This is a genomic window from Nocardioides fonticola (assembly GCF_039536805.1).
GTDB classification, from domain to species: domain Bacteria; phylum Actinomycetota; class Actinomycetes; order Propionibacteriales; family Nocardioidaceae; genus Nocardioides; species Nocardioides fonticola.
Genome location: NZ_BAAAZH010000036.1, coordinates 169,935 through 194,565 on the forward strand (window position 1 = coordinate 169,935; position 24,631 = coordinate 194,565).

At 73.6% G+C, this 24,631-nt stretch carries 24 protein-coding genes; 18 read left to right on the plus strand and 6 right to left on the minus strand.

Annotated elements, in window-relative coordinates; all coding sequences use genetic code 11:
• The 5 genes from ABD671_RS21830 to hemB are packed head-to-tail and all read left to right on the plus strand — an operon-like array spanning position 1 to position 5,554.
• Entirely contained in the window at positions 1-699 is a 699-nt protein-coding gene (locus ABD671_RS21830; protein ID WP_344735634.1) for a redox-sensing transcriptional repressor Rex, read from the plus strand.
• The gene (locus tag ABD671_RS21835) at positions 696-1,979 is read left to right on the plus strand and encodes a glutamyl-tRNA reductase (protein WP_344735635.1); all 1,284 of its coding nucleotides are present in this window, start codon (positions 696-698) and stop codon (positions 1,977-1,979) included. The genes ABD671_RS21830 and ABD671_RS21835 overlap by 4 nt, the downstream gene beginning before the upstream one ends.
• Positions 1,976-2,935 (plus strand): hydroxymethylbilane synthase, encoded by a 960-nt coding sequence (gene hemC / locus ABD671_RS21840; RefSeq protein ID WP_344735636.1) that lies wholly within the window; start codon positions 1,976-1,978, stop codon positions 2,933-2,935. The genes ABD671_RS21835 and hemC overlap by 4 nt, the downstream gene beginning before the upstream one ends.
• A complete protein-coding gene (locus tag ABD671_RS21845; RefSeq protein ID WP_425574948.1) occupies positions 2,932-4,542 on the plus strand; it encodes a bifunctional uroporphyrinogen-III C-methyltransferase/uroporphyrinogen-III synthase in 1,611 nt (536 codons plus the stop codon). Before hemC ends, ABD671_RS21845 begins: the two co-directional genes overlap by 4 nt.
• A 7-nt stretch (positions 4,543-4,549) precedes the next feature.
• Complete coding sequence (gene hemB, locus ABD671_RS21850) at positions 4,550-5,554, plus strand: porphobilinogen synthase (RefSeq protein WP_344735637.1); 1,005 nt, start codon at positions 4,550-4,552, stop codon at positions 5,552-5,554.
• Positions 5,555-5,557: 3 nt separating this feature from the next.
• On the opposite strand, the gene ABD671_RS21855 is transcribed toward hemB, so the two are convergent.
• Together ABD671_RS21855 and ABD671_RS21860 are read right to left on the minus strand one after the other, a co-directional pair.
• Positions 5,558-5,968: a hypothetical protein gene (locus ABD671_RS21855; RefSeq protein ID WP_344735638.1), complete on the minus strand. Its 411-nt coding sequence runs from the start codon at positions 5,966-5,968 to the stop codon at positions 5,558-5,560.
• Between the two features lie 164 nt (positions 5,969-6,132).
• The gene (locus ABD671_RS21860) at positions 6,133-7,377 is read right to left on the minus strand and encodes a lytic transglycosylase domain-containing protein (RefSeq protein ID WP_344735639.1); all 1,245 of its coding nucleotides are present in this window, start codon (positions 7,375-7,377) and stop codon (positions 6,133-6,135) included.
• A 341-nt stretch (positions 7,378-7,718) separates the two neighbouring features.
• Between ABD671_RS21860 and hemL the strand changes: the two genes are divergently transcribed.
• Genes hemL through ccsB form a run of 6 tightly spaced genes read left to right on the plus strand, consistent with a single transcriptional unit; the run spans position 7,719 to position 13,784 of the window.
• On the plus strand, positions 7,719-9,041 hold the full coding sequence (gene hemL / locus ABD671_RS21865; RefSeq protein ID WP_344735667.1) for a glutamate-1-semialdehyde 2,1-aminomutase: 1,323 nt from the start codon (positions 7,719-7,721) through the stop codon (positions 9,039-9,041).
• Positions 9,038-9,715, plus strand: coding sequence for a histidine phosphatase family protein (locus ABD671_RS21870; RefSeq protein ID WP_344735641.1), 678 nt, complete (start codon positions 9,038-9,040; stop codon positions 9,713-9,715). The genes hemL and ABD671_RS21870 overlap by 4 nt, the downstream gene beginning before the upstream one ends.
• Positions 9,712-10,353 (plus strand): TlpA family protein disulfide reductase, encoded by a 642-nt coding sequence (locus ABD671_RS21875; RefSeq protein WP_344735642.1) that lies wholly within the window; start codon positions 9,712-9,714, stop codon positions 10,351-10,353. The genes ABD671_RS21870 and ABD671_RS21875 overlap by 4 nt, the downstream gene beginning before the upstream one ends.
• Positions 10,346-11,098, plus strand: coding sequence for a cytochrome c biogenesis CcdA family protein (locus tag ABD671_RS21880; protein WP_344735643.1), 753 nt, complete (start codon positions 10,346-10,348; stop codon positions 11,096-11,098). The genes ABD671_RS21875 and ABD671_RS21880 overlap by 8 nt, the downstream gene beginning before the upstream one ends.
• Positions 11,095-12,747 (plus strand): cytochrome c biogenesis protein ResB, encoded by a 1,653-nt coding sequence (resB, locus tag ABD671_RS21885; protein ID WP_344735644.1) that lies wholly within the window; start codon positions 11,095-11,097, stop codon positions 12,745-12,747. The genes ABD671_RS21880 and resB overlap by 4 nt, the downstream gene beginning before the upstream one ends.
• Entirely contained in the window at positions 12,744-13,784 is a 1,041-nt protein-coding gene (ccsB, locus tag ABD671_RS21890) for a c-type cytochrome biogenesis protein CcsB (RefSeq protein ID WP_344735645.1), read from the plus strand. The genes resB and ccsB overlap by 4 nt, the downstream gene beginning before the upstream one ends.
• A 271-nt stretch (positions 13,785-14,055) precedes the next feature.
• Here the strand turns inward: ccsB and ABD671_RS21895 are convergent, their stop codons facing one another.
• Entirely contained in the window at positions 14,056-14,286 is a 231-nt protein-coding gene (locus tag ABD671_RS21895; protein ID WP_344735646.1) for a hypothetical protein, read from the minus strand.
• Between the two features lie 44 nt (positions 14,287-14,330).
• Between ABD671_RS21895 and ABD671_RS21900 the strand changes: the two genes are divergently transcribed.
• On the plus strand, positions 14,331-14,600 hold the full coding sequence (locus ABD671_RS21900) for a DUF4229 domain-containing protein (RefSeq protein ID WP_344735647.1): 270 nt from the start codon (positions 14,331-14,333) through the stop codon (positions 14,598-14,600).
• On the opposite strand, the gene ABD671_RS21905 is transcribed toward ABD671_RS21900, so the two are convergent.
• Positions 14,601-15,476, minus strand: a complete 876-nt coding sequence (locus ABD671_RS21905; RefSeq protein WP_344735648.1) for a 1,4-dihydroxy-2-naphthoate polyprenyltransferase — start codon at positions 15,474-15,476, stop codon at positions 14,601-14,603.
• 58 nt (positions 15,477-15,534) lie between these two features.
• Between ABD671_RS21905 and ABD671_RS21910 the strand changes: the two genes are divergently transcribed.
• The 5 genes from ABD671_RS21910 (at position 15,535) to ABD671_RS21930 (ending at position 21,974) form a co-directional block, all read left to right on the plus strand.
• Positions 15,535-16,629 (plus strand): AMP-binding protein, encoded by a 1,095-nt coding sequence (locus tag ABD671_RS21910; RefSeq protein WP_344735649.1) that lies wholly within the window; start codon positions 15,535-15,537, stop codon positions 16,627-16,629.
• Positions 16,626-17,636, plus strand: a complete 1,011-nt coding sequence (locus tag ABD671_RS21915) for an o-succinylbenzoate synthase (protein WP_425574949.1) — start codon at positions 16,626-16,628, stop codon at positions 17,634-17,636. Before ABD671_RS21910 ends, ABD671_RS21915 begins: the two co-directional genes overlap by 4 nt.
• Positions 17,633-19,267, plus strand: coding sequence for a 2-succinyl-5-enolpyruvyl-6-hydroxy-3-cyclohexene-1-carboxylic-acid synthase (gene menD / locus ABD671_RS21920; RefSeq protein ID WP_344735650.1), 1,635 nt, complete (start codon positions 17,633-17,635; stop codon positions 19,265-19,267). The genes ABD671_RS21915 and menD overlap by 4 nt, the downstream gene beginning before the upstream one ends.
• 278 nt (positions 19,268-19,545) lie before the next feature.
• The gene (locus ABD671_RS21925; RefSeq protein WP_344735651.1) at positions 19,546-20,214 is read left to right on the plus strand and encodes a TadE/TadG family type IV pilus assembly protein; all 669 of its coding nucleotides are present in this window, start codon (positions 19,546-19,548) and stop codon (positions 20,212-20,214) included.
• The gene (locus ABD671_RS21930) at positions 20,211-21,974 is read left to right on the plus strand and encodes a pilus assembly protein TadG-related protein (RefSeq protein WP_344735652.1); all 1,764 of its coding nucleotides are present in this window, start codon (positions 20,211-20,213) and stop codon (positions 21,972-21,974) included. Before ABD671_RS21925 ends, ABD671_RS21930 begins: the two co-directional genes overlap by 4 nt.
• A gap of 19 nt (positions 21,975-21,993) precedes the next feature.
• Here the strand turns inward: ABD671_RS21930 and ABD671_RS21935 are convergent, their stop codons facing one another.
• A complete protein-coding gene (locus tag ABD671_RS21935; protein WP_344735653.1) occupies positions 21,994-23,055 on the minus strand; it encodes an oxygenase MpaB family protein in 1,062 nt (353 codons plus the stop codon).
• A gap of 52 nt (positions 23,056-23,107) precedes the next feature.
• Between ABD671_RS21935 and ABD671_RS21940 the strand changes: the two genes are divergently transcribed.
• On the plus strand, positions 23,108-23,713 hold the full coding sequence (locus tag ABD671_RS21940) for a TetR/AcrR family transcriptional regulator (protein ID WP_344735654.1): 606 nt from the start codon (positions 23,108-23,110) through the stop codon (positions 23,711-23,713).
• A gap of 27 nt (positions 23,714-23,740) precedes the next feature.
• Here the strand turns inward: ABD671_RS21940 and ABD671_RS21945 are convergent, their stop codons facing one another.
• A complete protein-coding gene (locus ABD671_RS21945) occupies positions 23,741-24,607 on the minus strand; it encodes a 3-hydroxybutyryl-CoA dehydrogenase (RefSeq protein WP_344735655.1) in 867 nt (288 codons plus the stop codon).
• Positions 24,608-24,631: the final 24 nt, after the last annotated feature.

Genomic DNA, 24,631 nt, shown 5'->3' on the forward strand with positions numbered 1-24,631 from the left:
GTGACCGCACGGACTTCCGCCGAGACCGCCCGGGACATCCCCGAGGCCACGGTCGCGCGGCTTCCCGTGTACCTGCGAGCGCTCACCGGACTCTCCGAGGCCGGCACCCGCACCTGCTCGAGCGAGGACCTCGCCACCGCCGCCGGCGTGAACTCCGCGAAGCTGCGCAAGGACCTCTCCTACCTCGGCAGCTACGGCACCCGCGGCGTCGGCTACGACGTCGAGTACCTGCGCTACCAGATCGCCCGCGAGATCGGCGTGACCCAGGACTGGCCGGTCGTCATCGTCGGCATCGGCAACCTCGGTCACGCGCTCGCCAACTTCTCCGGCTTCCGCAGCCGCGGCTTCCGGGTCGTCGCGCTCCTGGACGCCGACCCGAGCCGCCATGCCGAGCAGGTCGCCGGCATCGATGTGCGCCCCTTCGACGACCTCGACGCGATCGTCCGCGAGCACGCGGTCGCCATCGGCGTCATCTCCACGCCCGCCCATGCGGCCCAGGACGTCGCCGACGCGATGGTCGCCGCCGGCATCCGCAGCATCCTCAACTTCGCGCCCACCGTGCTCGCGGTGCCCGAGGGCGTCGACGTCCGCAAGGTCGACCTGTCGATCGAGCTGCAGATCCTCGCCTACCACGAGTCGCGCAAGGCGCTGGGCGACCAGCCGGAGCCGGGGCGCCAGGAGCAGGAGGTCCGTTCGTGAGCGTCTTGGTGGTGGGTCTCTCCCACAACTCCGCGCCGGTGAGCCTGCTCGAGCGGGTCGCGCTCGACAGCGACGGCGTGCAGAAGATGATCCACGACGCCTCGGCCTGCGCCCACGTCACCGAGGCCACGGTGATCGCCACCTGCAACCGCATCGAGCTCTACGCCGAGGTCGACCGCTTCCACGGCAGCGTCGAGGACCTCTCCCGGCTGCTGGTCGACAAGGCCGGCGAATCGACCGAGGCGATGCTGCCCCACCTCTACGTGCACTACGACGACGGCGCGGTCTCCCACCTGTTCAAGGTCGCGGCCGGCCTGGACTCCATGGCCCTCGGCGAGGGCCAGATCCTCGGCCAGACCCGCGAGGCGCTGCGGCTGGGCCAGGAGCTCGGCACCGTCGGGCCGGCCCTCAACGTGCTCTTCCAGCAGGCGCTGCGCGTCGGCAAGCGCTCGCGCGCCGAGACCGGCATCGACCGGGCGGCGCCGTCCCTCGTGAGCGCCGCCCTCGAGCGGGTCGGCGGCGATCTGTCCGGACGCCGGGTCGTCGTCCTGGGTGCCGGCGCGATGGCCGGCCTCGCGGTCGCCACCGTCACCCGGCGCGGTGCCGCCGAGGTCGTCGTGGTGAACCGCACCCCCGAGCGCGCCGAGCACCTGGCCCGCGAGTACGCCGGCCGTGCGGCCCTGCTCGAGGATCTCGACGCCGAGCTGGCGGCGGCCGATCTGCTCGTCTCCTGCACCGGCTCCACCGGCATCGTCGTGCGCGCCGAGCAGATGCGCGCCGCCACCGCCGACGGCCGTCCTTTCGGCGTCATCGACCTCGCCCTGCCCCACGACGTCGACCCGGCGGCCGCCGCGATCGACAACGTGACCCTGGTGAACCTCACCGAGCTGGCCGCCGACGTCCACGGCACCGAGGCCGCGGTCGAGGTGGAGGCCGTCCGCGAGATCGTCAGCCAGGAGGTCGCGGCCTTCCTGGCCGCGCGCCGCCAGGCCAGCGTCACCCCCACCGTCGTCGCTCTGCGCTCGATGGCCACCTCGGTCGTCGACGCCGAGATGGCCCGCCTCGAGGGCCGTCTGCCCGACCTCGATCCGCGGGCCCGCGCCGAGATCCTCCAGACCGTGCGCCGCGTGGCCGACAAGCTGCTGCACGAGCCGACCGTGCGGGTGCGCGAGCTGGCCAACGAGTCGGGCGCGGTCTCCTACGCCGCCGCGCTCGCCGAGCTCTTCGCCCTCGACCCCGAGGCCGTCACCGCCGTCACCCGCCCCGGGGGGTTGGCATGAATCGGCTCGTGCGCGTCGGCACCCGGCGCTCGGTGCTGGCCACCACCCAGAGCGGCACCGTGGCCGATCTCATCGCCGCCCGGCTGGGGCGCGAGGTCGAGCTCGTCGAGATCACCACCGACGGCGACCGCTCGCAGGCCTCCGGCGTCCCGCTGACCGGCTCGGCGTCCACGGGCGTGTTCGTGAGCGCGTTGCGCGAGGCGCTCGTCGCCGGCGAGATCGACGTCGCCGTCCACTCCCTCAAGGACCTGCCCACCTACCCGTGCGAGGGCATCGCGCTGGTCGCGATCCCCGGCCGTGAGGACCCCCGCGACGTCGTCGTCGCCCGCGACGGCCTCACCCTCGGCGAGCTGCCGCCCGGCTCCCGCGTCGGCACCGGCTCCCCGCGCCGCGTCGCGCAGCTGCACGCGCTCGGCCTGGGCGTCGAGGCCGTCGGCATCCGCGGCAACGTCGACACCCGCATCGGCAAGGTCGCCTCCGGCGAGGTCGACGCCGTCATCCTCGCGCGGGCCGGTCTCGCCCGCATCGGGCGCCTCGACGAGGTCACCGAGGTGCTCGACCCCCTCCAGATGCTTCCCGCTCCCGGTCAGGGCGCGCTCGCGGTCGAGTGCCGCGGCGACGACCCGCTCGCCGGTGAGCTCGCCGCGCTCGACGACCCGCACGCCCGTGCCGCGGTCGAGGCCGAGCGCGCCGTCCTGGCCACCCTCGAGGGCGGCTGCTCGGCACCCATCGGCGCACTCGCCGAGGTCGTCGAGGGCGAGGACGGCGAGGAACTGTGGGTGCGAGCGATCGCACTCTCCCCCGACGGGGGTCTCTCGGTGCGCATGTCGCTCACCGGCGACCCCGCCGACGCCACGGGCGTCGGAGCCCGGTTGGCCGCAGAGATGCTGGCCGACGGGGCAGGACAGCTGGGCCAGCCAGGTCCGGTAGCCGACGATGCAGACAAGGTGCGATGAGCATGACGACGACCAACACCACGACGCGCGGGTGGGTCTCCTTCGTGGGCGCCGGCCCCGGCGACCCCGAGCTGCTGACGGTCCGTGCCGCGGAGTTGATCCGCCGGGCCGACGTGGTGGTCACCGAGACACCCGACCACACCGCCCTCGTGAGGTCGCTCGGGGTGGAACCGGAGTTCGTCGACGGCGGTTTCGGTGAGGACGGCCAGCCGCTCACCCACGCCTCCCGCGCGAAGGTCGTCGTCAAGCAGGCCAAGCGCGGCCTGCGCGTCGTCCGGCTCATGACCGGCGACCCGTTCCTCTACGCCTCCGGCCCCGAGGAGGCCCAGGCCTGCGCCAAGGCCTGCATCGGCTTCGAGATCGTGCCGGGCGTCTCCTCGGTCAGCGCGGTTCCCGCCTACGCCGGCGTCCCGCTGACCACCAAGGACCACCGCGAGGTCGCCGTGGTCACCTGCGGCGAGCGCATCGACTGGTCGCGCTACGCCGACGACCGCACGCTGGTGCTGCTCTCGGCGGTCGGGCAGATCGCCGACATCGCCGCCGAGCTCATCAAGGCCGGCCGCGCGCCGTCCACGCCGGTCGCGATGACCCGCGTCGGCACCACCACCGACCAGGCCACGCTCACCTCGACCCTCGAGCGCGTCGGTGCCGACGCCCGCGCCGCGCGGATGAGCCCGCCGGCCGTGATCGTCGTCGGCGACGTCGTCGACCTGCGCACCACGCTGTCGTGGTTCGAGACCAAGCCGCTGTTCGGCTGGCGCGTGCTGGTGCCGCGCACCAAGGACCAGGCCGGCCCCGTCTCGACCCGCCTGCGCGGCTACGGCGCCGTCCCCGAGGAGGTGCCGACCATCTCGGTCGAGCCGCCCCGCAACCCCCAGCAGATGGACAAGGCCGTGCGCGGCCTGGTCGAGGGTCGCTACGAATGGATCGCCTTCACCTCGGTCAACGCCGTGCGCGCCGTCCGGGAGAAGTTCGAGGAGTACGGCCTCGACGCCCGCGCGTTCTCCGGCCTGAAGATCGCCGCCGTCGGCGACAAGACCGCCCAGGCGATCGGCGAATGGGGTCTGCGTGCCGACCTCGTGCCGACCGGTGAGCAGTCGGCCGCCGGCCTGCTCGAGGTCTGGCCCGAGTACGACGAGATGCTCGACCCGATCAACCGGGTCTTCCTGCCGCGCGCCGACATCGCCACCGAGAACCTCGTCGCCGGGCTCATCGACCTCGGCTGGGAGTGCGACGACGTCACCGCCTACCGCACGGTGCGCGCCGCCCCGCCGGCCGCCGAGACCCGCGACGCCATCAAGACCGGCAAGTTCGACGCGGTGGTCTTCACCTCCTCCTCGACGGTGCGCAACCTCGTCGGCATCGCCGGCAAGCCGCACCCCTCGACGATCATCGCCGTCATCGGCCCGGCCACGGCCAAGACCGCCGAGGAGCACGGCCTGCGGGTCGACGTGCTGGCCCCCAAGCCCGACGTCGAGCTGCTCGTCGACGCGCTCGCCGACTTCGGTGCCGCGCGCCGCGCCGGGCTGATCGAGGCCGGCCAGCCGGTCACGCGGCCCTCCGAGCGCAAGCCGGCCGCCCGCCGCAAGTCGACCACGGCCCGGTGATCGAGGCGTGAACCAGCCGAGCGAGGTCCCCGACGTCGTCGGCCCCGTGGTGCGTCCGCGGCGGCTGCGCACCACCCCGGCGCTGCGGCGGATGGTCGCGGAGACCTCGCTCGAGGCCCGTCAGCTCGTGCTGCCGCTGTTCGTGCGGGAGGGCCTGGCCGAGCCGCGCCCGATCAGCTCGATGCCCGGTGTCGTCCAGCACACCCGCAGCTCGCTGCTCGCGGCGGTCGCCGAGGCCGCCGAGCTCGGTCTGGGCGGGGTCATGCTCTTCGGCGTCCCCGAGCACAAGGACGCCGAGGGGTCGGGCGCGATCGACCCGGCCGGCGTCCTCAACCTCGCGATCACCGACGTCGTCGCCGAGGTGGGCGATGCGCTGACGGTGATGAGCGACCTGTGCCTCGACGAGTTCACCGACCACGGCCACTGCGGGGTGCTGACCCCCGACGGCCGGGTCGACAACGACCGCACCCTGGAGATCTACGCCGAGATGGCGCGGGCCCAGGCGCATGCCGGCGTCGACATGGTCGGCCCCAGCGGCATGATGGACGGCCAGGTGCGGGTGATCCGCCAGGCCCTCGACGCCGCCGCCCACACCGACGTCTCGATCCTGGCCTACTCGGCGAAGTACGCCTCGGTGTTCTACGGCCCCTTCCGCGAGGCCGTCGACTCCAGCCTCCAAGGCGACCGGCGCACCTACCAGCAGCACCACGCCAACGCCGTCGAAGGCGTGCGCGAGGCGCTGCTCGACGTCGAGGAGGGTGCCGACATCGTCATGGTGAAGCCGGCCCTCGCCTACCTCGACGTCATCCGCCGTGTGCGCGACGCCGTCGACGTGCCGGTGGCCGCCTACAACATCTCCGGCGAGTACGCGATGATCGAGGCCGCCGCGGAGCGCGGCTGGATCGACCGCGAGCCGGCGATCCTGGAGACCCTCACCTCGATCCGGCGCGCGGGCGCCGACGTGATCCTCACCTACTGGGCCGCCGAGGCCGCCCGCCTGCTGCGGCGCTGAGCCTCAGGCCGCGGAGGCGGCGCGCATCCGGCGGCGGTCGACGAGGACGACGGCTGCGACCACCAGGGCGAGCGCGACGGCGACGAAGGGCCAGGGGCTCCACAACTCCTCGCAGTCGGTCACGTCGCCGGAGGTGTGGCAGACCGTGCCGGGGCCCTCGCGGTTGAGCCAGGCGAGCGTCAGCGGCGCCGCGGCCAACCCGGCGAGCCCGCCGAGGTGACCGGCATGCCGGGTGCGGGGGATGGCCAGGCCGAGGAGCCCGAGCCCGCTGGCGGCGATCACGAGCACCACCCCGATCGTCAGGAGGCTGACGACGCCGAGCGCCCACATCGTCCCGACGATCGCCCACCAGGCGTGTGGCCACAGCCGGCCCGGGTGCCGGCGGGGCGCGGACGGCGCGATGTCGTGGGTCATGCGGCCTCCTCGGGCGAGGGCTGACGGCAGCCGAGCCGGACGATACTCCGGGGGGCATCCGTAGCGCGAGGGTGCGCGGTGGCGTCGTCCCTGCGAGGCCCCTCGACGACGCAGGGCCCGACCGGAGCGGTCGGGCCCTGCGTTCTCGCCGGTGGAGCCGGCGGCTACTTCTTCTGGCTGCCGCCGGTCGAGGCGCCGTCGGTGTCGGGGTGGGTGTAGTCGTACACGCACTGATCGAACGGGTCGCCCGCCTTGAGCAGGTTGGGCAGGTAGCCCTCGAGGGTGCACTGGAGCACGGCCTGAGCGTAGGTGAGCACGGTGTCGACCGGCTTCACGCCCGTGGAGGGCAGCGCGGGCACGGACGGCGCGGGCACGCCCGGGATGCCGAGCAGGTTGCCCTTGCCGCCGTCGCCGTCGGAGGAGCCGCCGCCCTGACCGCCGCTGGGCGGCGTGCTGGGCTCGGAGGTGGGCTCGTCGGTCGGGCCGGTGCTGGGCTCGGGGTCGGCGGCGTGCTGGTGCGGACGGCTGCCGTGCTTCGGGCCCGTGGCAGCCGGGGCGGGCGCCAGGTAGCCGGCGGCCGAGACCGAGTTCGGCACGCTCGTGTAGTCGCCCGAGGCGTAGGCGTCCATGATCTGCAGGACGAGGTTCACGTAGGCGCGGGAGTGGTTGTAGCGGTAGACCGCCGACTCCTGGCCCGCGGTGGTCGCGAGGTCGTCGGAGCCCGAGCACAGGTAGACCGCGGTGGCGAGCGCCGCGTCGTTGATGTCCTGCGGGTCGCGCTGGCCGTCACCGTCGGCGTCGACCCCCACGACCGACCAGGTCGAGGGGATGAACTGCATCGGCCCGACGGCGCGGTCCCAGACGGTGTCGCGGTCGAAGGCGCCGGCGTCGGTGTCGGAGACCTTCGTCGTGCCGTTGCGACCGTTGAGCGGGATGCCGTAGATGCCGGGACGGGCGATGCCGTCGTCGTCGAGCACGTTGCCGCCGTAGCGGCCGTGGTTGGACTCCACGCGGCCGATCGCGGCGACCAACTGCCAGGTGAGGTGGCAGGAGGTGTCGGCGGCGTTGATGACGGTCTCGGCACGCTGGTAGGCCGCGAGGGCGACGGCCGGGATGCCCGAGGTGCTGGCGGTGGCCACGACCTGGCTGGTGCCGCCCGACCCGAGGTCGCCGAGATCGCCGCTGCCGGCGACGCCGGGCGCGATCTCGTCGGGGGCCGACACAGAGGCGGGCACGTCGATCGCCTCGGCCGGGACGGACGTGCCGGGCTGGGGCTCCGGCTCGGTCGGGGCGCTCGCGGTCACGGTGCCGCCGGCGTTGACCAGAGATGCGGTCCACGCCGTCGACAGCAGTGCGAGCGGGACCAGTGCGGCCGTACGGCGCACGCCGGTCCTGCGCAGTCGATACATCGTTTCTCCCTGACGAAGATCGGGTGGTGACGAACGTGCCCCCTCAAGCACGTGTGACGTACATAACGAAGCATCGCACTTCGCGTTACGCGCGTCACGGTGTTCCGAGTATCGGACCACCGAGGGGGTCTCGTTCCCCACTCCCGTGAGGTTCACCCGCCAGTCTCGGTGAGATCGGTCACCGATCACCTCCTCCGATCGGTCATCCTCGCGGCCTCCCGACGCTCGGCGCAGGCGCCCGGACGGCGTCCGCCCACCGCCCCGGCGCCGCGTCCGGTTGTCGTCTCGGTGACAATGGAGGTGTGCCCGATGCGAACCCGGCGACCGCGCCGAACCCGCCCGTGACCCCCGTCGACCCGGCTGCCTCCCGGGCGCTGTTCGAGCGGGCCCAGGCGGTGACGCCGGGCGGGGTCAACTCCCCGGTCCGGGCCTTCAGCGCGGTGGGCGGCACGCCCCGCTTCATCCGCTCGGCCCAGGGCGCGTGGCTCACCGACGTCGACGGTGCACGCTACGTCGACCTCATCTGCTCGTGGGGCCCGATGCTGCTCGGCCACGCCCACCCCGAGGTGCTCGCCGCGGTCTCGGCGGCCGTGGCCCGCGGCACCTCCTACGGCACGCCGACCGAGCCCGAGGTCGAGCTCGCCGAGGAGATCGTGGCCCGCACCCCGGTCGAGAAGGTGCGCTTCGTCTCCTCGGGCACCGAGGCCACCATGTCGGCCATCCGGCTCGCCCGCGGCTTCACCGGCCGCGACGTCGTGGTGAAGTTCGCCGGCTGCTACCACGGCCACGTCGACGCCCTGCTCGCCTCGGCCGGCTCCGGACTGGCGACGCTGGCGGTGCCCGGCACCCCCGGCGTCCCGGAGTCCTCGACCGCGTTGACGGTCGTGCTGCCCTACAACGACCGCGCCGCCGTCGAGGCCGCGTTCGCCGCCCACGGCGACCGCATCGCCTGCCTCATCACCGAGGCGGCCGCCGGCAACATGGGCGTGGTCCCGCCCGAGCCCGGCTTCAACGCCTTCCTCGCCGACATCTGCCGGCGGCACGGCGCGCTGTTCATCACCGACGAGGTGATGACCGGCTTCCGTGCCACCCGCCAGGGCTACTGGGGCATCGACGGCGCCGTCGAGGGCTGGACCCCCGACCTGGTCACCTTCGGCAAGGTCATGGGCGGCGGCTTCCCGGCCGCTGCCTTCGGCGGTCGTGCCGACGTGATGTCGCGCCTGGCGCCCGAGGGGCCGGTCTACCAGGCCGGCACCCTGTCGGGTAACCCGATCGCCACCACCGCGGGCCTGACCACGCTGCGCCTGGCCGACGACGCCGTCTACGACCACATCTCCCGGGCCGCCGAGACCGTCAAGCAGGGCATCGCCGAGGCGTTCACCGCCGCCGGCGTCCCGCACGTCGTGCAGTCGGCCGGCACCATGTTCTCCGTCTTCCTCTGCGAGGGCCCGGTGCGCGACTTCGCCGACGCCTCCCGCACCGATGTCGGCGCCTACGCCGCCTTCTTCCACGCCATGCTCGACCGTGGCGTCTACCTGCCGCCCTCGGCCTACGAGGCGTGGTTCCTGTCCGCCGCCCACGACGAGCAGGCGCTGGACGCCGTGCTCACCGCCCTGCCCGACGCCGCCCGCGCGGCCGCGCAGGCCAGCCGAGGAGACCGATGACCGTCGAGACCACCGTGCACCTGCTGCGGCACGGCGAGGTGCACAACCCCGAGGGCGTGCTCTACGGACGCCGTCCGGGCTTCCACCTCTCCGACCTCGGGCAGCGCATGGCGCAGCGCGTCGCCGACCAGATCGGCGACCGCGACATCACGCACCTGCGCTGCTCGCCGCTCGAGCGGGCCCAGGAGACCGCACGCCCGCTCGCGGCCGCCCGCGGCATCGAGATCGTCACCGACGAGCGGGTCATCGAGTCGGAGAACAAGTTCGAGGGCCAGCGGTTCGGGGTCGGCGACGGCGCGCTGCGCAAGCCCTCGGCCTGGAAGCACCTCTACAACCCCTGGAAGCCCTCGTGGGGCGAGCCGTACAAGCAGATCGTGGCCCGCATGATGGGCGCGGTGCACGACGCGCGGGCCGCCGCCGCCGGGCACGAGGCCGTCATCGTCTCCCACCAGCTGCCGATCTGGACCACGCGCCTGCACGTGGAGAAGCGCTCGTTCCTGCACGACCCGCGCAAGCGCCAGTGCACGCTGTGCTCGCTCACCTCCTTCCACTTCGAGGACGACGCGCTGGTGCGGGTCTCCTACTCCGAGCCCGCCGGCGACCTCATCCCCGCCAAGGACCGGCGCGCGCCGTTCTCCGCGGGCGGCGCCCCCGAGGAGCACCGTCCCTCGTGACCCGCTCCGCCTCCCGCTCGCGTCGTCGTCCTGCCGCCTGGGCCGCCCGGACCGCCCTGGCCGCAGCGCTGCTGCTCGGCGCCTCCGGGCTGGCCGGGTGCAGCCGGTTCGAGGCCAGCGGCGACAAGGGCTACGTCTCCGGTGACGGCACCATCACGACCCTCGACGCCGCCGACCGCGATGCGCCGGTCGAGCTGACGGGCACCGATCTCGACGGAGAGCCGCTCGACGTCGCCACCTACCGCGGCAAGCCGGTCGTGATCGTCGTCTGGGGCGCCTGGTGCGTCGAGTGCCGCACGGAGGCCGACGAGGTCACCGCCGCGGCGAAGGAGCTCGGCTCCAGCGTGCAGTTCCTCGGCATCGACCTGCGCGACAACGTGAGCGCCGCGAAGGCCTACGAGCGGCGCTTCGGGGTCACCTGGCCCTCCTTCAACTCACCGGGCGGCCAGGAGATGCTGGCGTTCCCCGGCACGCTGACGCCGAACACGATCCCCGCCTTCGTCGTCCTCGACGCCGAGGGGCGGGTCGCGGCCAGCATCCGCGGCACGCTGCCCTCGCAGCAGACCCTCGTCGACCTCGCCGGCGACGTCCTGAAGGAGAGCGCCGACGCGAGCGGCTCCGGGGGCTCCGGTGGCTGATTGGTTCCAGAGCACGGTGCTCACCGGCTCCCTGGCCCTCTCGGTGCCGGTGGCCGTGATCGCCGGCCTCGTCTCCTTCTTCTCCCCGTGCGTGCTGCCGCTGCTGCCGGGCTACCTCTCCTACGCCACCGGCCTCTCAGGCGCCGAGATCGCGGCCGGCTCGGCGCAGCGCGGACGGATGCTCGCCGGCGCCGTGCTGTTCGTGCTGGGCTTCAGCGTCGTCTTCGTGCTGCTCGGCGTCTCGGCCGGCGGCGTCTCGGACTGGCTGGTGGTCAACCGCCGCCTGCTCGACGTCGTCCTCGGCATCATCGCGATCGTGCTCGGCTTGGCGTTCATCGGGCTCGTGCCGCTGCTCCAGCGGGAGTGGCGCGTGCACAAGGTCCCCGCCGTCGGCCTCGCCGCCGCACCGCTGCTCGGCTTCCTCTTCGGCGTCGGCTGGGTGCCGTGCGTGAGCCCCACCCTCGGCGCGATCTACACCCTCGCCCTCTACGACGGCTCCAGCGCCCGCGGCGGTCTGCTGCTGGCCTTCTACTCCTTCGGCCTCGGCCTGCCGTTCATCCTCGCTGCGCTGCTGTGGCGTCGCATGCTCGGGGCGATCGCGTTCGTGCGCCGTCACCAGCAGTGGGTCACCCGCCTGGGCGGTGGCATGCTCGTATGCGTGGGACTCCTCCTCGTGACCGGCTGGTGGACCTGGGCCATCACCTGGATGCAGGTGCGGATCGGCACCGGGTCGGTGCCGCTGTGACCGCCACCGTCGAGCCCTCGGCCCCCGAGACCCGCCACCCCGACCGGCGTCCGGGCGAGCTGACCTTCCGCGAGCTGCTGCGCTTCGCGTGGCGGCAGCTCACCTCGATGCGCACCGCGCTCATCCTGCTGCTCCTGCTCGCGCTCGCCGCCGTGCCGGGATCGGTCATCCCGCAGGAGGGCGTCGACTCGTTGAAGACGGGCAACTGGAAGGACGCCCACCCGACGCTCACGCCGATCTACGAGAAGCTCGACCTCTTCGACGTCTACGGCTCGGTGTGGTTCGCGGCCGTCTACATCCTGCTGATGGTCTCCCTCGTCGGGTGCATCGTGCCGCGGCTGTTCGTCTACTGGCGCGCCGCCCGCGCCGTCCCGCCGGCGGCACCGCGCAACCTCAGCCGGATGCCCGACCACGAGACCTACCGCACCGACGAGAGCCCCGAGGAGGTCCTCGCCCGGGCCCGCGCCGTCCTGGCCCGCAAGGGCTACCGGCTGCGTCCGGCCGCCGAGGGGGACGACGCCGTGAGCGCCGAGCGCGGCTACCTGCGCGAGGCCGGCAACCTGGTCTTCCACCTCTCGGTGCTCATCGTGCTGGCCGGCTTCGCCATCGGCGGCATGTTCGGCTTCAAGGGGGGCGTGATCGTCATCCAGGGCGACACCTTCTCCAACAACCTCACCCAGTACGACGACTTCGTGCCGGGGTCGCTCTTCCGGGCCTCCCAGCTCAACCCGTTCTCGTTCCGGGTCGACGACTTCAACATCGAGTGGCTCACCAGCGGCCCCCGCCAGGGCATGGCCCGCGGGTTCGAGGCGCCGCTGAGCTACCGCACCTCGCCCGACGCCCCCGAGCAGACCTACGACCTGCGGGTCAACCACCCGCTGAGCATCGGCGGCACCGACGTCTTCCTGATCGGCCACGGCTACGCCCCCGTGATCACGATCCGCGACGGCGAGGGCAACGTCGTCTACTCGCGGGCCACGCCGTTCCTGCCCGCCGACGCCAGCTTCCTGTCCTTCGGCGTCGTCAAGGCCCCTGACGCCCTGCCCGAGGGCATCGGGCTGGAGGGCCTGCTCTACCCCACCTACGCCTCGGTCGACGGCAACCCGTTCAACGTCATGGGCGACGACAAGAACCCCGTGCTGTCGATGCGGGTCTACACCGGCGACCTGAACATGGACAACGGCTCGCCGCAGTCGGTCTACGTGCTCGACAAGTCCAAGGCCACCATGCTGGAGAAGAAGGACGGCAAGCCCTACCGGCTCGACCTCGCCCTCGGCCAGACCGTGGCGCTGCCGAACGGCCTGGGCACCGTGAGCTTCGACGACATCACGCCGTGGGTACGCATCCAGATGAGCCAGACGCCGGGCAAGATGGTCGCCCTCACCGGCGTCGTCCTGGCGCTCGTCGGCCTGGTCGGCTCGCTGTTCCTGCGGCCGCGGCGCGTCTGGGTGCGCGCCCGGCGCATGGACGACGGCGACCCCGGCGGCTCCGGCGATTCCGGCGGTTCGGGTCACGCCGGACCGCCCGGCACACTGGTCGAGGTGGCAGCACTCGACCGATCGGGCGGGGGCGACGTCGCGCCCGTGCTCGCCAGCATCGTCAGTGCCGTGCGCGGAGGTTCCGCGCCGACCGCAGAGGAGACATCGTGACCGACACCGCCTGGGAGATGCTCAGCAACCGAGCCGTCGCGACGGCCGGCATCCTCTACTTCCTCGCGCTGCTCGCGCACCTCGTCGAGTGGAGCACCATGCGCAAGGTGCCCGTCGAGGTCGCGGCCGGTGCGACCTCCGGCACGACGTCGGGGACGACGGCCGCGGGCGGCGTCCTGGTCGATCTCGGCCCGACCGCGCCCACCGCCGCGGAGGAGCGCGACGCCGACCGCATCGCCCTGTTCGGGCGGCTCGGCCTCATCCTGACCGGCCTCGGCGTGGCCGCCCACTTCGTGGCGCTCGTGGGTCGCGGCATGGCCGCCGACCCCAACCGGGTGCCCTGGGGCAACATGTACGAGTTCACGCTCTCGGGCGTCTTCCTCGTCGCCGCGCTCTACCTCGCGTTCTACAAGAAGTTCGCGCTCGCCTGGCTCTCGCTCTCGGTCACCACGTTCGTCGTGGCGATGCTGATGGTCGACGTCATCTGGCTCTACGGCCCCGTCGCGCCGCTCACCGAGGCGCTCAACAGCCCCTGGCTGGTCATCCACGTCATCTCGGCCTGCATCGCCACCGGCGCCTTCACCCTCGGCGGCATGACCTCGGTGCTGTTCCTTCTCAAGGAGCGTCAGCTCGCCAAGGGCAAGCAGCCGCGCGGCTGGATGGCCCGCGTGCCCGCCCCGGCCCGCCTCGACCTGGTCGCCTACCGCATGCACGCCTTCGCGTTCCCGGTGTGGACCTTCGCCGTGCTCATCACCGGCCCGATCTGGGCCCACCAGGCCTGGTCGTCGTACTGGAACTGGGACCCCAAGGAGGTCTGGGCGTTCATCACGTGGGTCGTCTACGCGGCCTACCTGCACGCCCGCTCGACCGCCGGTTGGAAGGGCCGCAACGCTGCCATCCTGGCGCTGGTGGGCACCGCGACCCTGTGGTTCAACTTCATCGGCATCAACTACTTCTCCACGACCTCCCAGCACTCCTACGCCGCACCGGCGCCGGTGGTGCAGGTCGCCCCGGGCAGCGGGAGCGTCGGCGTCTGAGGGGTGGACGCTCCCGGGGGCTGGAGCGTGCAGGAATCACCGGTGCACCGGTGAATTTGTCACTTCTCAGGGAAAACTTCGGGCGATCGGTGCCAGTTTCCCCTGAGAAGTGATTCCACATGGCGGACCAGGCGCTGCCCGGCCCCCGCGACGCACGCTGAGACAGCACGACGGCCCTCCCCGGCAGGGGAGGGCCGTCGTCATGTCGCGGGAAGCCCGTGTGCGCACTGGGACGGCGTCGCCGTCCTCCGCGCCCGGTGGGCGCCGCGACTCAGGTCGAGGGCTGGTCGGGGTCGTCGGGGTGCAGGCGACGCCGGTCGAGCTCGCGCAGGAAGTCCTCGTCGTCGTCGGGCGCGACGGTGCGCGGTGGGGTGCCGGGCCGTGTGCGAGGCCGTGGGGCACCGCCCTTCGGGGGCGGCGTGATCCCGCGACGCTGCAGGACCCGGATCAGGGCGTAGGTGGCCCAGGCGAAGACCAGGACGACGAGCACGAACCGGAGCACACCTCCAATGTAGGCGGCTGCTGGTCACCGCCTACCCTGAACCCGTGAAGGAGTTCGTCGTCTACACGGTCCTGCGGCTGCTGCTCTTCGGGGCGACCCTCGGCGTCGTCCTCGGGGTCTGGCTGCTCGTGGTCGGCGACGCCGACGTCGTCATCGCCGTGATCATCGCGTTCGTGCTGAGCGGCATCGGCTCCTACGTGCTGCTCAACGGTCCGCGCGAGCGGTTCGCCCAGCGCGTCGACGAGCGCGCCCGTCGGGCCGCGGCGCGCTTCGAGGAGATGCGCGCCAAGGAGGACGACGACCTCGACGCCTGATCAGGCGGCCAGTGCGAGCCCGACGGCGGTGAGCACCGCCCACGCCAGCTCGGCCATGCCGGTCGCGCCCAGCACCGGGATGAGTCCCGGGCCGACGGCGCCGCCGGTGACGGTGGTGACTCCCCGGCGGGCGATCACGAGGAAGCCCAGGCCCAGCAGCGCCCACCACGAGGTCGCAGCCGCCAGGGCGATCACCGCGAGCGCGGCGGCGGCGACCAGGACGACGTACAGCCCGCGGGTGCGCCGATCGCCGAGCACGACCGCGAGCGTCCGCTTGCCCACCTGGCTGTCGGTGGGGATGTCGCGCAGGTTGTTGACCACGAGGATCGCGCACGCCAGGGCGCCGATCCCGATGGCGGCCCACAGCGGCGCCCAGGCCCAGGTCTCGGTCTGCACGTAGGCGGTGCCGATGACCGCGACCAGGCCGAAGAAGACGAAGACCATGACCTCGCCGAGGCCGAGGTAGCCGTAGGGCTTGGAGCCGCCGGTGTAGTACCAGGCGGCCACGACGCTGACCGCGCCGACGGCGACCAGCCACCAGGCCGTCGTCGCAGCGATCACGAGTCCGGCGGCCGCGGCGACGCCGAAGGAGAGGAACGCGGCGCGCTTGACCGCCGCGGCCGGTGCGGCGCCGGAGCCGACCAACCGCATCGGGCCGACGCGGTCGTCGTCGGTGCCGCGGATGCCGTCGGAGTAGTCGTTGGCGTAGTTGACCCCCACCTGGAGCGCCAGGCTCACCACCAGGGCGAGCAGCGCCTTCCACCACACGGCGGCGTCGTCGTAGAAGGCGATCGCGGTGCCGGCGAGCACCGGGGCGACGGCGGCGGGGAGGGTGCGCGGGCGCGCACCGGCCAGCCACTGAGCGGGGGTTGCCATGCGGGTGATTCAACACCGCGGGGCCGTCGTCACGGACCGGGGGCTACCGTGCGGTCTCGTGAGCGATCGCAGCCGACCCGTGCCCGGGGTCGAGGCCGGTGCCTCGGACGCCGACGCCGTCGCCGCGATCACCGCCTGGTGGCACGCCGCCGAGGAGCCTGCGCCCTGGATCGTGGAGACCTCCGGGTCGACAGGGCGCCCGAAGCGGGTCGTGCTGCCGCGGGCCGCGGTCGCGGCATCCGTGCGCGCCTCGGCGGCACGTCTGGGAGCGAGCGGCCCGTGGCTGCTGGCGCTGCCGCCGACGTACGTGGCCGGGCTCCAGGTGGTGTGCCGGTCGCTGGCCGCCGGGCACGCCCCGACCGTGCTGGCCGACCATCCGACCTTCGCCGCCGCCGTGGCGGCGATGCCCGCGGGGGAGCGCTTCGTCTCCCTCGTGCCCACGCAGCTGCACCGCCTGCTGGCCGCACCGGGCGATGCGGGGGACGCCGACCGCGCGGCGCTCGCGAGCCTGCACACGGTGCTGCTGGGCGGCGGCCCGATCGATGTCGAGCTGCGCGAGCGGGCGGCTGCTCACGGCGTCCGCACCGTGGCGACCTACGGATCGGCCGAGACCGCCGGCGGCTGCGTCTACGACGGCGTGCCGCTCGACGCCGTGGCGCTCGCCGTCGGCGCCGACGGCCGGCTGCGCATCGGCGGGCCCACGCTGTTCGCCGGCTACGACGGCGACCCCGAGCTCACCGCCTCGGTGCTGGTCGACGGCTGGTTCCTCACCTCCGACGCCGGCCGCCTCGACCACGACGGCCGGCTCGAGGTGCTGGGCCGACTGGACGACGTCGTGGTCACCGGCGGCGTCAACGTGCCCGGCGGTGTGGTCGCACGCCGGCTGCGTGCCCACCCCGACATCGACGACGCCGCCGTGCTCGGGGTCGAGGACGCCGAGTGGGGACGCCGGCTCGTCGCGGCCGTCGTCCCGGCTCCCGGTGCGCAGGTCGACCTGGAGCGGCTGCGGTCGTGGGTCGCCGCCGAGCACCCGCGCTCCTGGGCCCCGCGCGAACTCGTCGTCCTCGCCGAGCTGCCGATGCTCGAGAACGGCAAGGTCGATCGGCTGGCCCTGGCCGCCCGGGTGACGGGTGACGCGGGAGGAGTCCGGTGACCGAGGTGCGGGTCTGGTCGATCCCGATGACCACCCGCTTCCGCGGCATCACCGTGCGCGAGGGCGTGCTGCTGCGCGGTGCGGCCGGCTGGGGCGAGTGGTCGCCGTTCGTCGAGTACGACGACGCCGAGGCCGCCGCCTGGCTTCGCTGCGCTCGCGAGACCGCGGCCGGCGACTGGCCGGCTCCGCTGCGCACGCAGATCCCGGTCAACGTCACGGTGCCCGCGGTCGGGCCGGAGCAGGCCCACGCGATCGTCGCGGGCAGCGGCTGCTCGACGGCCAAGGTGAAGGTCGCCGAACGCGGCCAGACCCGCGCCGACGACCTCGCCCGGCTCGAGGCCGTGCGCGACGCGATCGGCGCGCGGGGTCGGGTGCGCATCGACGTCAACGGCGGCTGGGACGCCGACGAGGCGGTGGCGGCCATCCCGGTGCTCGACCGTGCGGCGGGCGGGCTGGAGTACGTCGAGCAGCCGTGCGCCGACGTCGAGGACCTCGCCCGCGTGCGGCGCCGCGTCGGCGTCCCCATCGCCGCCGACGAGTCGATCCGGCGCGCCGCCGACCCCTACCGCGTGCGCGAACTGGAGGCGGCCGACGTGGCCGTGCTGAAGGTGCAACCGCTCGGTGGGGTGCGTGCCTGCCTGCGCATCGCCGAGGACATCGGGCTGCCCGTCGTCGTCTCCTCGGCGCTGGAGTCCTCCGTCGGGATCGCCACCGGACTCGCTCTGGCCGCCGCACTGCCCGAGCTGCCCTACGCCTGCGGCCTGGCGACGGTGAACCTGCTCGCCGACGACGTCGTCGCCGAACCCCTGCGGCCGCGGGACGGCGTCCTACCGGTGCCGGCGGTCCCGCCGGCGGTGCTGCCCGAGGCCCTCGACCGACTCGCCGCGGCCGCCGACCGCGACGCCCACTGGCGTGCGCGTCTGGCGCGGGTCGCGGCCCTCCTCGACGGCGACGCGCCACCGGCCGGGCAGGCCGGGCAGGATGCCGGGCAGGATGGTCGACCGTGACCGCCGACGCGACCGCCCTCGCCCGGGCGACCATCGAGCTGCTGCTGCGCTCCGGGGTGCGCGAGCTGGTGCTGGCGCCCGGCTCCCGCAACGCGCCCCTGGCCTTCGCCGCCGCCGACGCCGCCGAGGCGGGGGTGCTGCGGTTGCACACCCGCATCGACGAGCGCTCGGCTGCGTTCCTCGCGCTCGGGCTCACGCGGGCCGGTGCTCGCGCCGCCGTCACGTGCACCTCGGGCACGGCCGTGGCCAACCTCCACCCCGCCGTCCTGGAGGCGGTGCACGCGGGGGTGGGCCTCGTCGTCCTCAGCGCCGACCGGCCGACGCGCCTGGCCGGCACCAGCGCGAACCAGACCACCGAGCAGCCGGGCATCTTCGGCCCGCTCGTGCCGACCCGCGACGTCGCCGTGATCGGCGACCTCCCCGACCTCCTCCCGTGGGCGCGCGTCGGACTCGACGCTCCGGTGCACCTCAACCTGCGCTTCGACGACCCGCTCACCCCGACCGACCGGTGGACGCCGGCACCCCCCGCGGCGGTGGCCGACCAACTCGCCCCCGCGCCGGCCGAGGGACCCCTGCTCGACCCGTCGGTGCCGACCGTCGTCGTGGCCGGGGACGACGCCGGGCCGCCACCGCGGCGCCTCGCCGAGGCCGCGGGCTGGCCGCTGTTCGCCGAGCCGTCCAGCGGGTCGCGCACCGGCCGCAACGCCCTGCGCTGCTACCGGCTGCTGCTCGGCGCGGGGGAGGAGTGGGCCGACTCGCCGGTCGGCGAGATCCGCCGGGTCGTCGTGGCCGGACACCCCACGCTCTCCCGGCCCGTGCAGCGGCTCCTCGCGCGGCCCGACGTCGAGGTGCTCGACCTCGACGACGCCGGGCGCTTCGCCCGCCCCTTCGCCGTCTCCGCCCACGTGCGCGGCGCGCGGGTCGACCCGGATGCGGCCCTCCCCGATCCCGACGCCTCGCCGTGGCTGGCGCGCTGGCGCGAGGCCGACCGCGCCGTGGCCCGTCGCCTCGACGCGCTCCTGGCCGCCGAGCCCGCCCTCACGCCCTGGGAGGTGGCCGGTGCGGTCGCCCGGGCCGTCGAACCGGGCGCCCTGCTGGTGGTCGGGCCCTCCAGCCCCATCCGCGACCTCGACCTGATGCTGCACGGCTACGAGGTCGGCGCGCGGCGCAAGGTGATGGCCAACCGGGGGCTCGCCGGCATCGACGGCGTCCTCTCCACCGCCATCGGGGCGGCACTCGCCCGGTCGCACAGCACGCGCGCGATCGCGCTCGTCGGCGACGTGACCTTCCTGCACGACGCAGGCGGGCTGGTGCTGGGACCCGACGAGCCGCGACCCGACCTGACGATCGTGGTGGCCAACGACGACGGCGGTTCGATCTTCGCGACCCTCGAGCAGGGCGACCCCCGCTACGGCGACCGGTTCGAGCGGCTCTTCGCCACGCCGCACGGCGTCGACCTCGCCTCGCTGTGCGCGGCCACCCGGACGCCGTACGCGCGGGCGGAGAGCCTGCCCGAGCTCGAGCAGCTGCTCGCCTCGCCCAACGGCGGCCTCGAGGTCGTCGAGGCGCGCATCGGCCGCGCCGACCGGCGTGAGCTGGACGCGCGGATCCGGGCGCTGACGCCGGGCTGATCGGGGGCTGGTCCCGGGGCTGGTCCCGGGGCTGGTCCGGTGGTCGAGGTGCGAGCGCAGCGAGCCGCGCGACCCCCGCACCCGAGTGCTCCGCGGTACCGGCCGCAGCTCGTCCCACCGGGTCTCGCGGCTCGTCGCTGGCGCTCCTCGCACCTCGACCACCGGTGCTGCTCCGCACCTCGACCACCGGGCTGCTCGCACCTCGACCACCGGCGCTCGCCGCAGGGAGGGCACCGGGATTTGCTCAACTGGCCCGCGGGCGGGCCGATGACCTCGGAATGGCGCGTACCCCCCGGCGCCGCAGCGGTGGCCTGCCCCGGCACCGCGCCCGACGTGAGGAACGCGGCGCGGTGGCGGTCGAGGCCGCCCTGCTGACCCCGCTCGTCGTGCTCCTGCTCATCGGGATGATGGAGATGAGCCTCTTCCTGCGCGACGGCGTCGCGGTCAACGCCGCGGTGCGCTCGGCCGCCCGGGTCGCCTCGTCGGCGGCCGGCGCCGGCCCGGGGGTGTGCCAGGCGGGGTCGAATCCGCCGCCGTGCACGCCCGCCACGGCACCTGCCTTCGCGCAGGCCGCGGCCGACGCCGTCCAACGCGCGGGCAGCGCGCTGCCTGCGGACTCGATCACGGCCATCACCGTCTATGAGGCCAACAGCGGCGGCTACCCGCTGCCCGAGGGCAACACCGCGATCGTGTGCACGAGCAACTGCGTCACCTACGTCTGGGACGCCGCGCTCAACCGCTTCCGCTTCGGCAGCGGCAGCTGGGCCAGCTCGTCGGTCAACGCCTGCGTCAACAGCGTCGACCAGGACACCGTCGGGGTGGCGTTGACCGCGCGCCACACCTGGGTCACCGGCATGTTCGGCAGCGGTGTCGGCATCACCCAGCGCAGCGTCATGCGCTTCGAGCCGCTGGCCGCCGAGCAGTGCCTGCCGGGGACGCATCCGTGAGGCGGCCCGGACGGCGTCCCCGGCCCCTCGATGAGGCCCGGCCCGAGGACGGCTACATCGCCATCACCATGGCGATCTTCGTCGCCGTGCTCTTCCTGCCGCTCGCCGCCCTCTCGGTCGACGTCGCCCGTTGGTACGTCGAGATCGCCCGCCTGCAGAACGCCGCGGACGCCGCGGCACTCGCCGGGGTCACCTACCTGCCCGACGACCTCGTCGCCGCGCAGGCGGCGGCCGAGGACGCCGTCCGGCGCAACGGCTTCACGATCGGTCCGGGTCTCGTCGTGGAGGTGTCGGTGGGCCGCAACGCGTCCCAGTTGCGGGTCACGGTGGCCGAGCGGGTGAAGAACACCTTCGCCGCCGGCTTCGGCCATCCCGAGTCGCTGATGACGGCGACGGCGGTGGCCGACTTCAGCGGGCCCGCCCCGATGGGCAGCCCGTGCAACACCCTGGGCAACGAGCCCGACGGGACGGCGCTGCTGGGCCCGATCCTCTCCCAGATCGTGGCGCCGCTGGGCGCCAGCTGTCCGCGCACACCGCAGTTCTGGGCCAACGTGCACGGGCCCAACGTCTACAAGACCCAGGGCGATCGGTACTCCTCGCGCTCCTGCCAGGGCGGCGAGGACGGCTGCACCGGCACGGTCAACGACGAGTTCGACCCGCAGGGGTACTTCCTGGTGGTGCGCATCGGCGCCGCCGCGGTCGGCCAGCCGGTCACCGTGCAGCTCTACGACCCGGCCTACGCCTCCACCGACAGCCGCTGCACGACGGCGCCGTCCGGCACGCTGAGCTCCAACAACCTCAACCCGTACACGACCGTCGACGCCCTCACCCGCTACGCGCGGACGGCGACCGGCGGCACGCCGAACCAGTTCTGCGCGGGCGACGATGCGAACGCCGGGCTGCGGGTCGGCGCGGAGACCCCGACGATCACCTCGTTCGCGATGCGGGCGCCGACGGCGAGCCTGCAGCCGAAGTCGGCGCCGGTGATCACCGGCTGCACCCGGCAGTACCCGGGCTTCATCGCCTCGCAGATCACCTCCAGCACGCTGCGCTCCTCGAGCTCCTCCTACCTCGAGCGGCTCGCCGCCGTGTTCCACCAGTGGGTGCCGCTGTGCACCTTCACGCCGACCGAGGCCGGCGACCACTACCTCCAGGTGCGCACCGACGTCGCCCTCGGCGGCACGATGGACGCCGTCACCGGGGTCTACTCCGGCAACCCGGCGGTGACCGCGCAGACCGGCGACGACCCGAGCGTCACCGGCAACGGCTCGAACCGCTTCGCGGTGCGGGTGGTCTCGACGGCGGCGGCGTCCATCTCGGTCTCGGGGTGGCAGCGGATGACGCTCTACGCCAACGCGAACGCCGCGACCACCGTCTTCAACCTGGTGCGGGTCATCCCGGCCAGCGCCGGCAAGGTGCTCGACTTCGCCTTCTTCGACGCCGGCGACGCGGCGTCCAACGGCACCCTCCAGATCCTCACGCCCTCGGAGTCGACGACGCCGATCGGCACCTGCACCGGCAGCGGCAAGGTCACCGGCGTCCTGGCCGGTTGCCAGCTCACCGGCATCAGCGCGGCCAACGGCTGGAACGGGCGCACCCAGCACATCCGGGTGCAGATCCCGCCCGGCTACACCTGCAACGAGGCGTCGGCGGGCGGCTGCTGGTTCCGCATCCAGATCGGCTTCGGCTCGGGCACGGTCACCGACGTGACGACGTGGACGGCGGTGGTCGAGGGCGATCCGGTGCGGCTCATCGAGTGAGGCGCACCGGGCGTCGTCCTCAGCGGAGGGCGCCGAGGATCGGCTCGGACTCCAGCAGGCCCTCCTCCGACGGCGCCGCGCCCTCGCCGAAGACCCGTGCGGCCTGGCGGGCGCGCAGGTCGCGGTGGGCGTCGGCGGGCCGGTCGTAGCCGTAGCGCTCGCGGGCCTGCGCCGGGGTGACGACCTCGGGGACGACCGGCTCGATGCCGCGGAAGACCGGCTCCACGACCGGCCGGGTGGCCGGGGAGAGGTAGCCGAGGACGGCCAGCTTGATGTCGGTGTTGGCGTTCATCAGCCAGAAGGCGGTGCGCAGGGTCGGCTTGACGGCGACGTCGACGACGCGCGGCTGGTGCACCCCGCCCATCCGGCGCATCCAGTGCGGCATGGTGGCGATGGTGCCGGCCCGCAGCACCTGGGTGGTGGCCCAGGCGATCGGCGTGAGGGCCTTGGGGTACTCCGGCAGCATGACGCCGGCGTCGAGCAGGTGCGCCATGGCCTTCTGTGCGATCTCGCTGCCCACGAGCGTCGGGCGCATCTGCTCGAAGTAGGCGCGGACGCCGTCCCGGGTGCGGGGCACGTCGGCGGGGTCGCAGGTCTGCAGTTCGGCTGCGACCGCGCACTCGCGCCAGTACTGGAGCTCCTCCTCCTCGCTCAGCCGACCCGGGCCGTACTCCTCGTAGGCCTTGAGGATCGAGTGCCAGGCGGTGAGGTGGATCCACAGCTGGCTCTTCGGGTCGTTGGCGTCGTACGGCGTGCCGAGGACCGGGTCGGTGCCGATGGCCTTGGAGTGCACCTTGACCAGGACGTCGGCGGCCTTCGCGGTCTCGCGGCTGCCGCCGAAGGCGACCAGGGAGAAGTAGCGCAGGGTCCGGTCGTAGCGGGTGCGCGGCCGGGCGTAGATGCCCTGGGTCGCGTCGACCGCGGCGATGAGGTTCGGGTCGAGCTCCTCGATGACGACCGCGCGTTGGAAGCCGACGGTCAGCGAGGTCGGGTAGCTCCAGACCTTCCAGGTGACCGACTCGGGGCCGAAGAAGCCGTAGTCCTCGTGGCGGGCGGGTGTCGCAGGGGTGGTCTCAGGCATGCGCGGCAAATTACTACAGTGGTGTAGCAATGGGAAGGGTACGGTGACGCGCGTGCCCGCCGCCCGTCGTCCCTACGCCGCGCGCGTGCCGTTGGAGACCCGACGCGAGCAGCTGCTGGACGCCGCCCTCGCGATCATCGTGCGCGAGGGGTACGCCGGCATCTCGATCGACGCGATCGCCAAGCAGGCCGGCGTCACCCGCCCGGTCGTCTACGGCGCCTTCGACGACCTCGGCGACCTGCTCGGGTCGCTTCTCGACCGCCAGCAGCTGCGCGCGGTCACCCAGCTCGCCGAGGTGCTGCCCGAGAGCCTGCCCGACGGCGACCCCGACGCGTTCCTCCTCGCCACCGTGCGCGCCCTCATCGACCGCGTGCTCGCCGACCCCGACACCTGGCGGCCGGTCCTGGTGGCCGGCGACTCGACCCCGGCCGTCGTCCGCGACCGCATCGACGGCGACCGACAGCGCATCCGGCGACAGATCGCCGACCTGCTCGCCGTCGGCATCGAGCGTCGCGGCGGCCCCGACCTCGACGTCGAGGTGGCCTCCTACGCCGCGATCGCGGTGCTGGAGAGCTTCGGCCGGCTGCTGCTCGAGGGCCGGCTCGAGGGCGAGCGGATGGTCGGGTTCGCCGCGGCGCTGTTGCGCGGGCTGCGCTGACCTCGAACAGCCCGCCGGCCCCGGCCCTCAGTACCGGTAGAACCCCCGCCCCGACTTCCGCCCGAGCAGGCCGGCGTCGACCATCCGGGCGAGCAGCGGCGGGGCGGCGTAGAGCGGCTCCTTGAACTCCTCGTAGAGCGACTCGGCGACGGCCTTGACGGTGTCGAGGCCGATGAGGTCGGCGAGCGCCAGCGGGCCCTGGGGGTGGGCGGCGCCGAGCACGAGACCGCGGTCGATGTCCTCGGCGGAGGCGAAGCCGGACTCGAACATCCGGATCGCCGAGAGCACGAACGGGATGAGCAGCGCGTTGACCACGAAGCCCGCGCGGTCCTGACAGTCGATGGCCGACTTGCCGAGCGGCCCCTCGACGTAGCTGCGCGCCCGCTCGGTGGTCTCGGGCGAGGTGAGCAGCGAGGGCACGAGCTCGACCAGCCGCAGCACCGGCACCGGGTTGAAGAAGTGGATGCCCATGACCTGGGTCGGCCGGGAGGTGACCACGCCGAGCTTCATGATCGGGATGGAGGAGGTGTTGGAGGCCAGGATCGCCTGCGGGTCGGCGACCAGGGTGTCGAGCCGCTTGAAGAGGGAGACCTTGGCGTCCTCGTCCTCCACGATCGCCTCGACCACGAGCTGCCGGTCGGCCAGCGCGTCGAGGTCGGTGACGATCGAGATCCGCGCCAGCACGTCGGCGGCCGACTCGCTCAGCTTGCCCTTGTCCTCGGCGCGCTGCAGCGAGCGCTCGAGCCGCTCGCGCCCGGCGGCCGCGGCGCCCTCGCTGGACTCCACGACGACCACGTCGAGGCCGGCACGCGCGTTCACCTCGGTGATGCCCGCGCCCATGAGGCCGCAGCCCACCACGCCGATCCGCTGAAGGTCCGCTCCCGTGTCCGTCATGGCCGCTCCTGTCATTTGCATGGA

Excerpts from the sequence above, each read along its gene's own strand:
- hemC (WP_344735636.1), top strand. The coding sequence starts at position 1,976 with ATGAATCGGCTCGTGCGCGTCGGCACCCGGCGCTCGGTGCTGGCCACC.
- ABD671_RS21845 (WP_425574948.1), top strand. The coding sequence starts at position 2,932 with ATGAGCATGACGACGACCAACACCACGACGCGCGGGTGGGTCTCCTTC.
- ABD671_RS21855 (WP_344735638.1), bottom strand. The coding sequence starts at position 5,968 with ATGACCCACGACATCGCGCCGTCCGCGCCCCGCCGGCACCCGGGCCGG.
- ABD671_RS21860 (WP_344735639.1), bottom strand. The coding sequence starts at position 7,377 with ATGTATCGACTGCGCAGGACCGGCGTGCGCCGTACGGCCGCACTGGTC.
- ABD671_RS21870 (WP_344735641.1), top strand. The coding sequence starts at position 9,038 with ATGACCGTCGAGACCACCGTGCACCTGCTGCGGCACGGCGAGGTGCAC.
- ABD671_RS21905 (WP_344735648.1), bottom strand. The coding sequence starts at position 15,476 with ATGGCAACCCCCGCTCAGTGGCTGGCCGGTGCGCGCCCGCGCACCCTC.
- ABD671_RS21925 (WP_344735651.1), top strand. The coding sequence starts at position 19,546 with ATGGCGCGTACCCCCCGGCGCCGCAGCGGTGGCCTGCCCCGGCACCGC.
- ABD671_RS21935 (WP_344735653.1), bottom strand. The coding sequence starts at position 23,055 with ATGCCTGAGACCACCCCTGCGACACCCGCCCGCCACGAGGACTACGGC.
- ABD671_RS21945 (WP_344735655.1), bottom strand. The coding sequence starts at position 24,607 with ATGACGGACACGGGAGCGGACCTTCAGCGGATCGGCGTGGTGGGCTGC.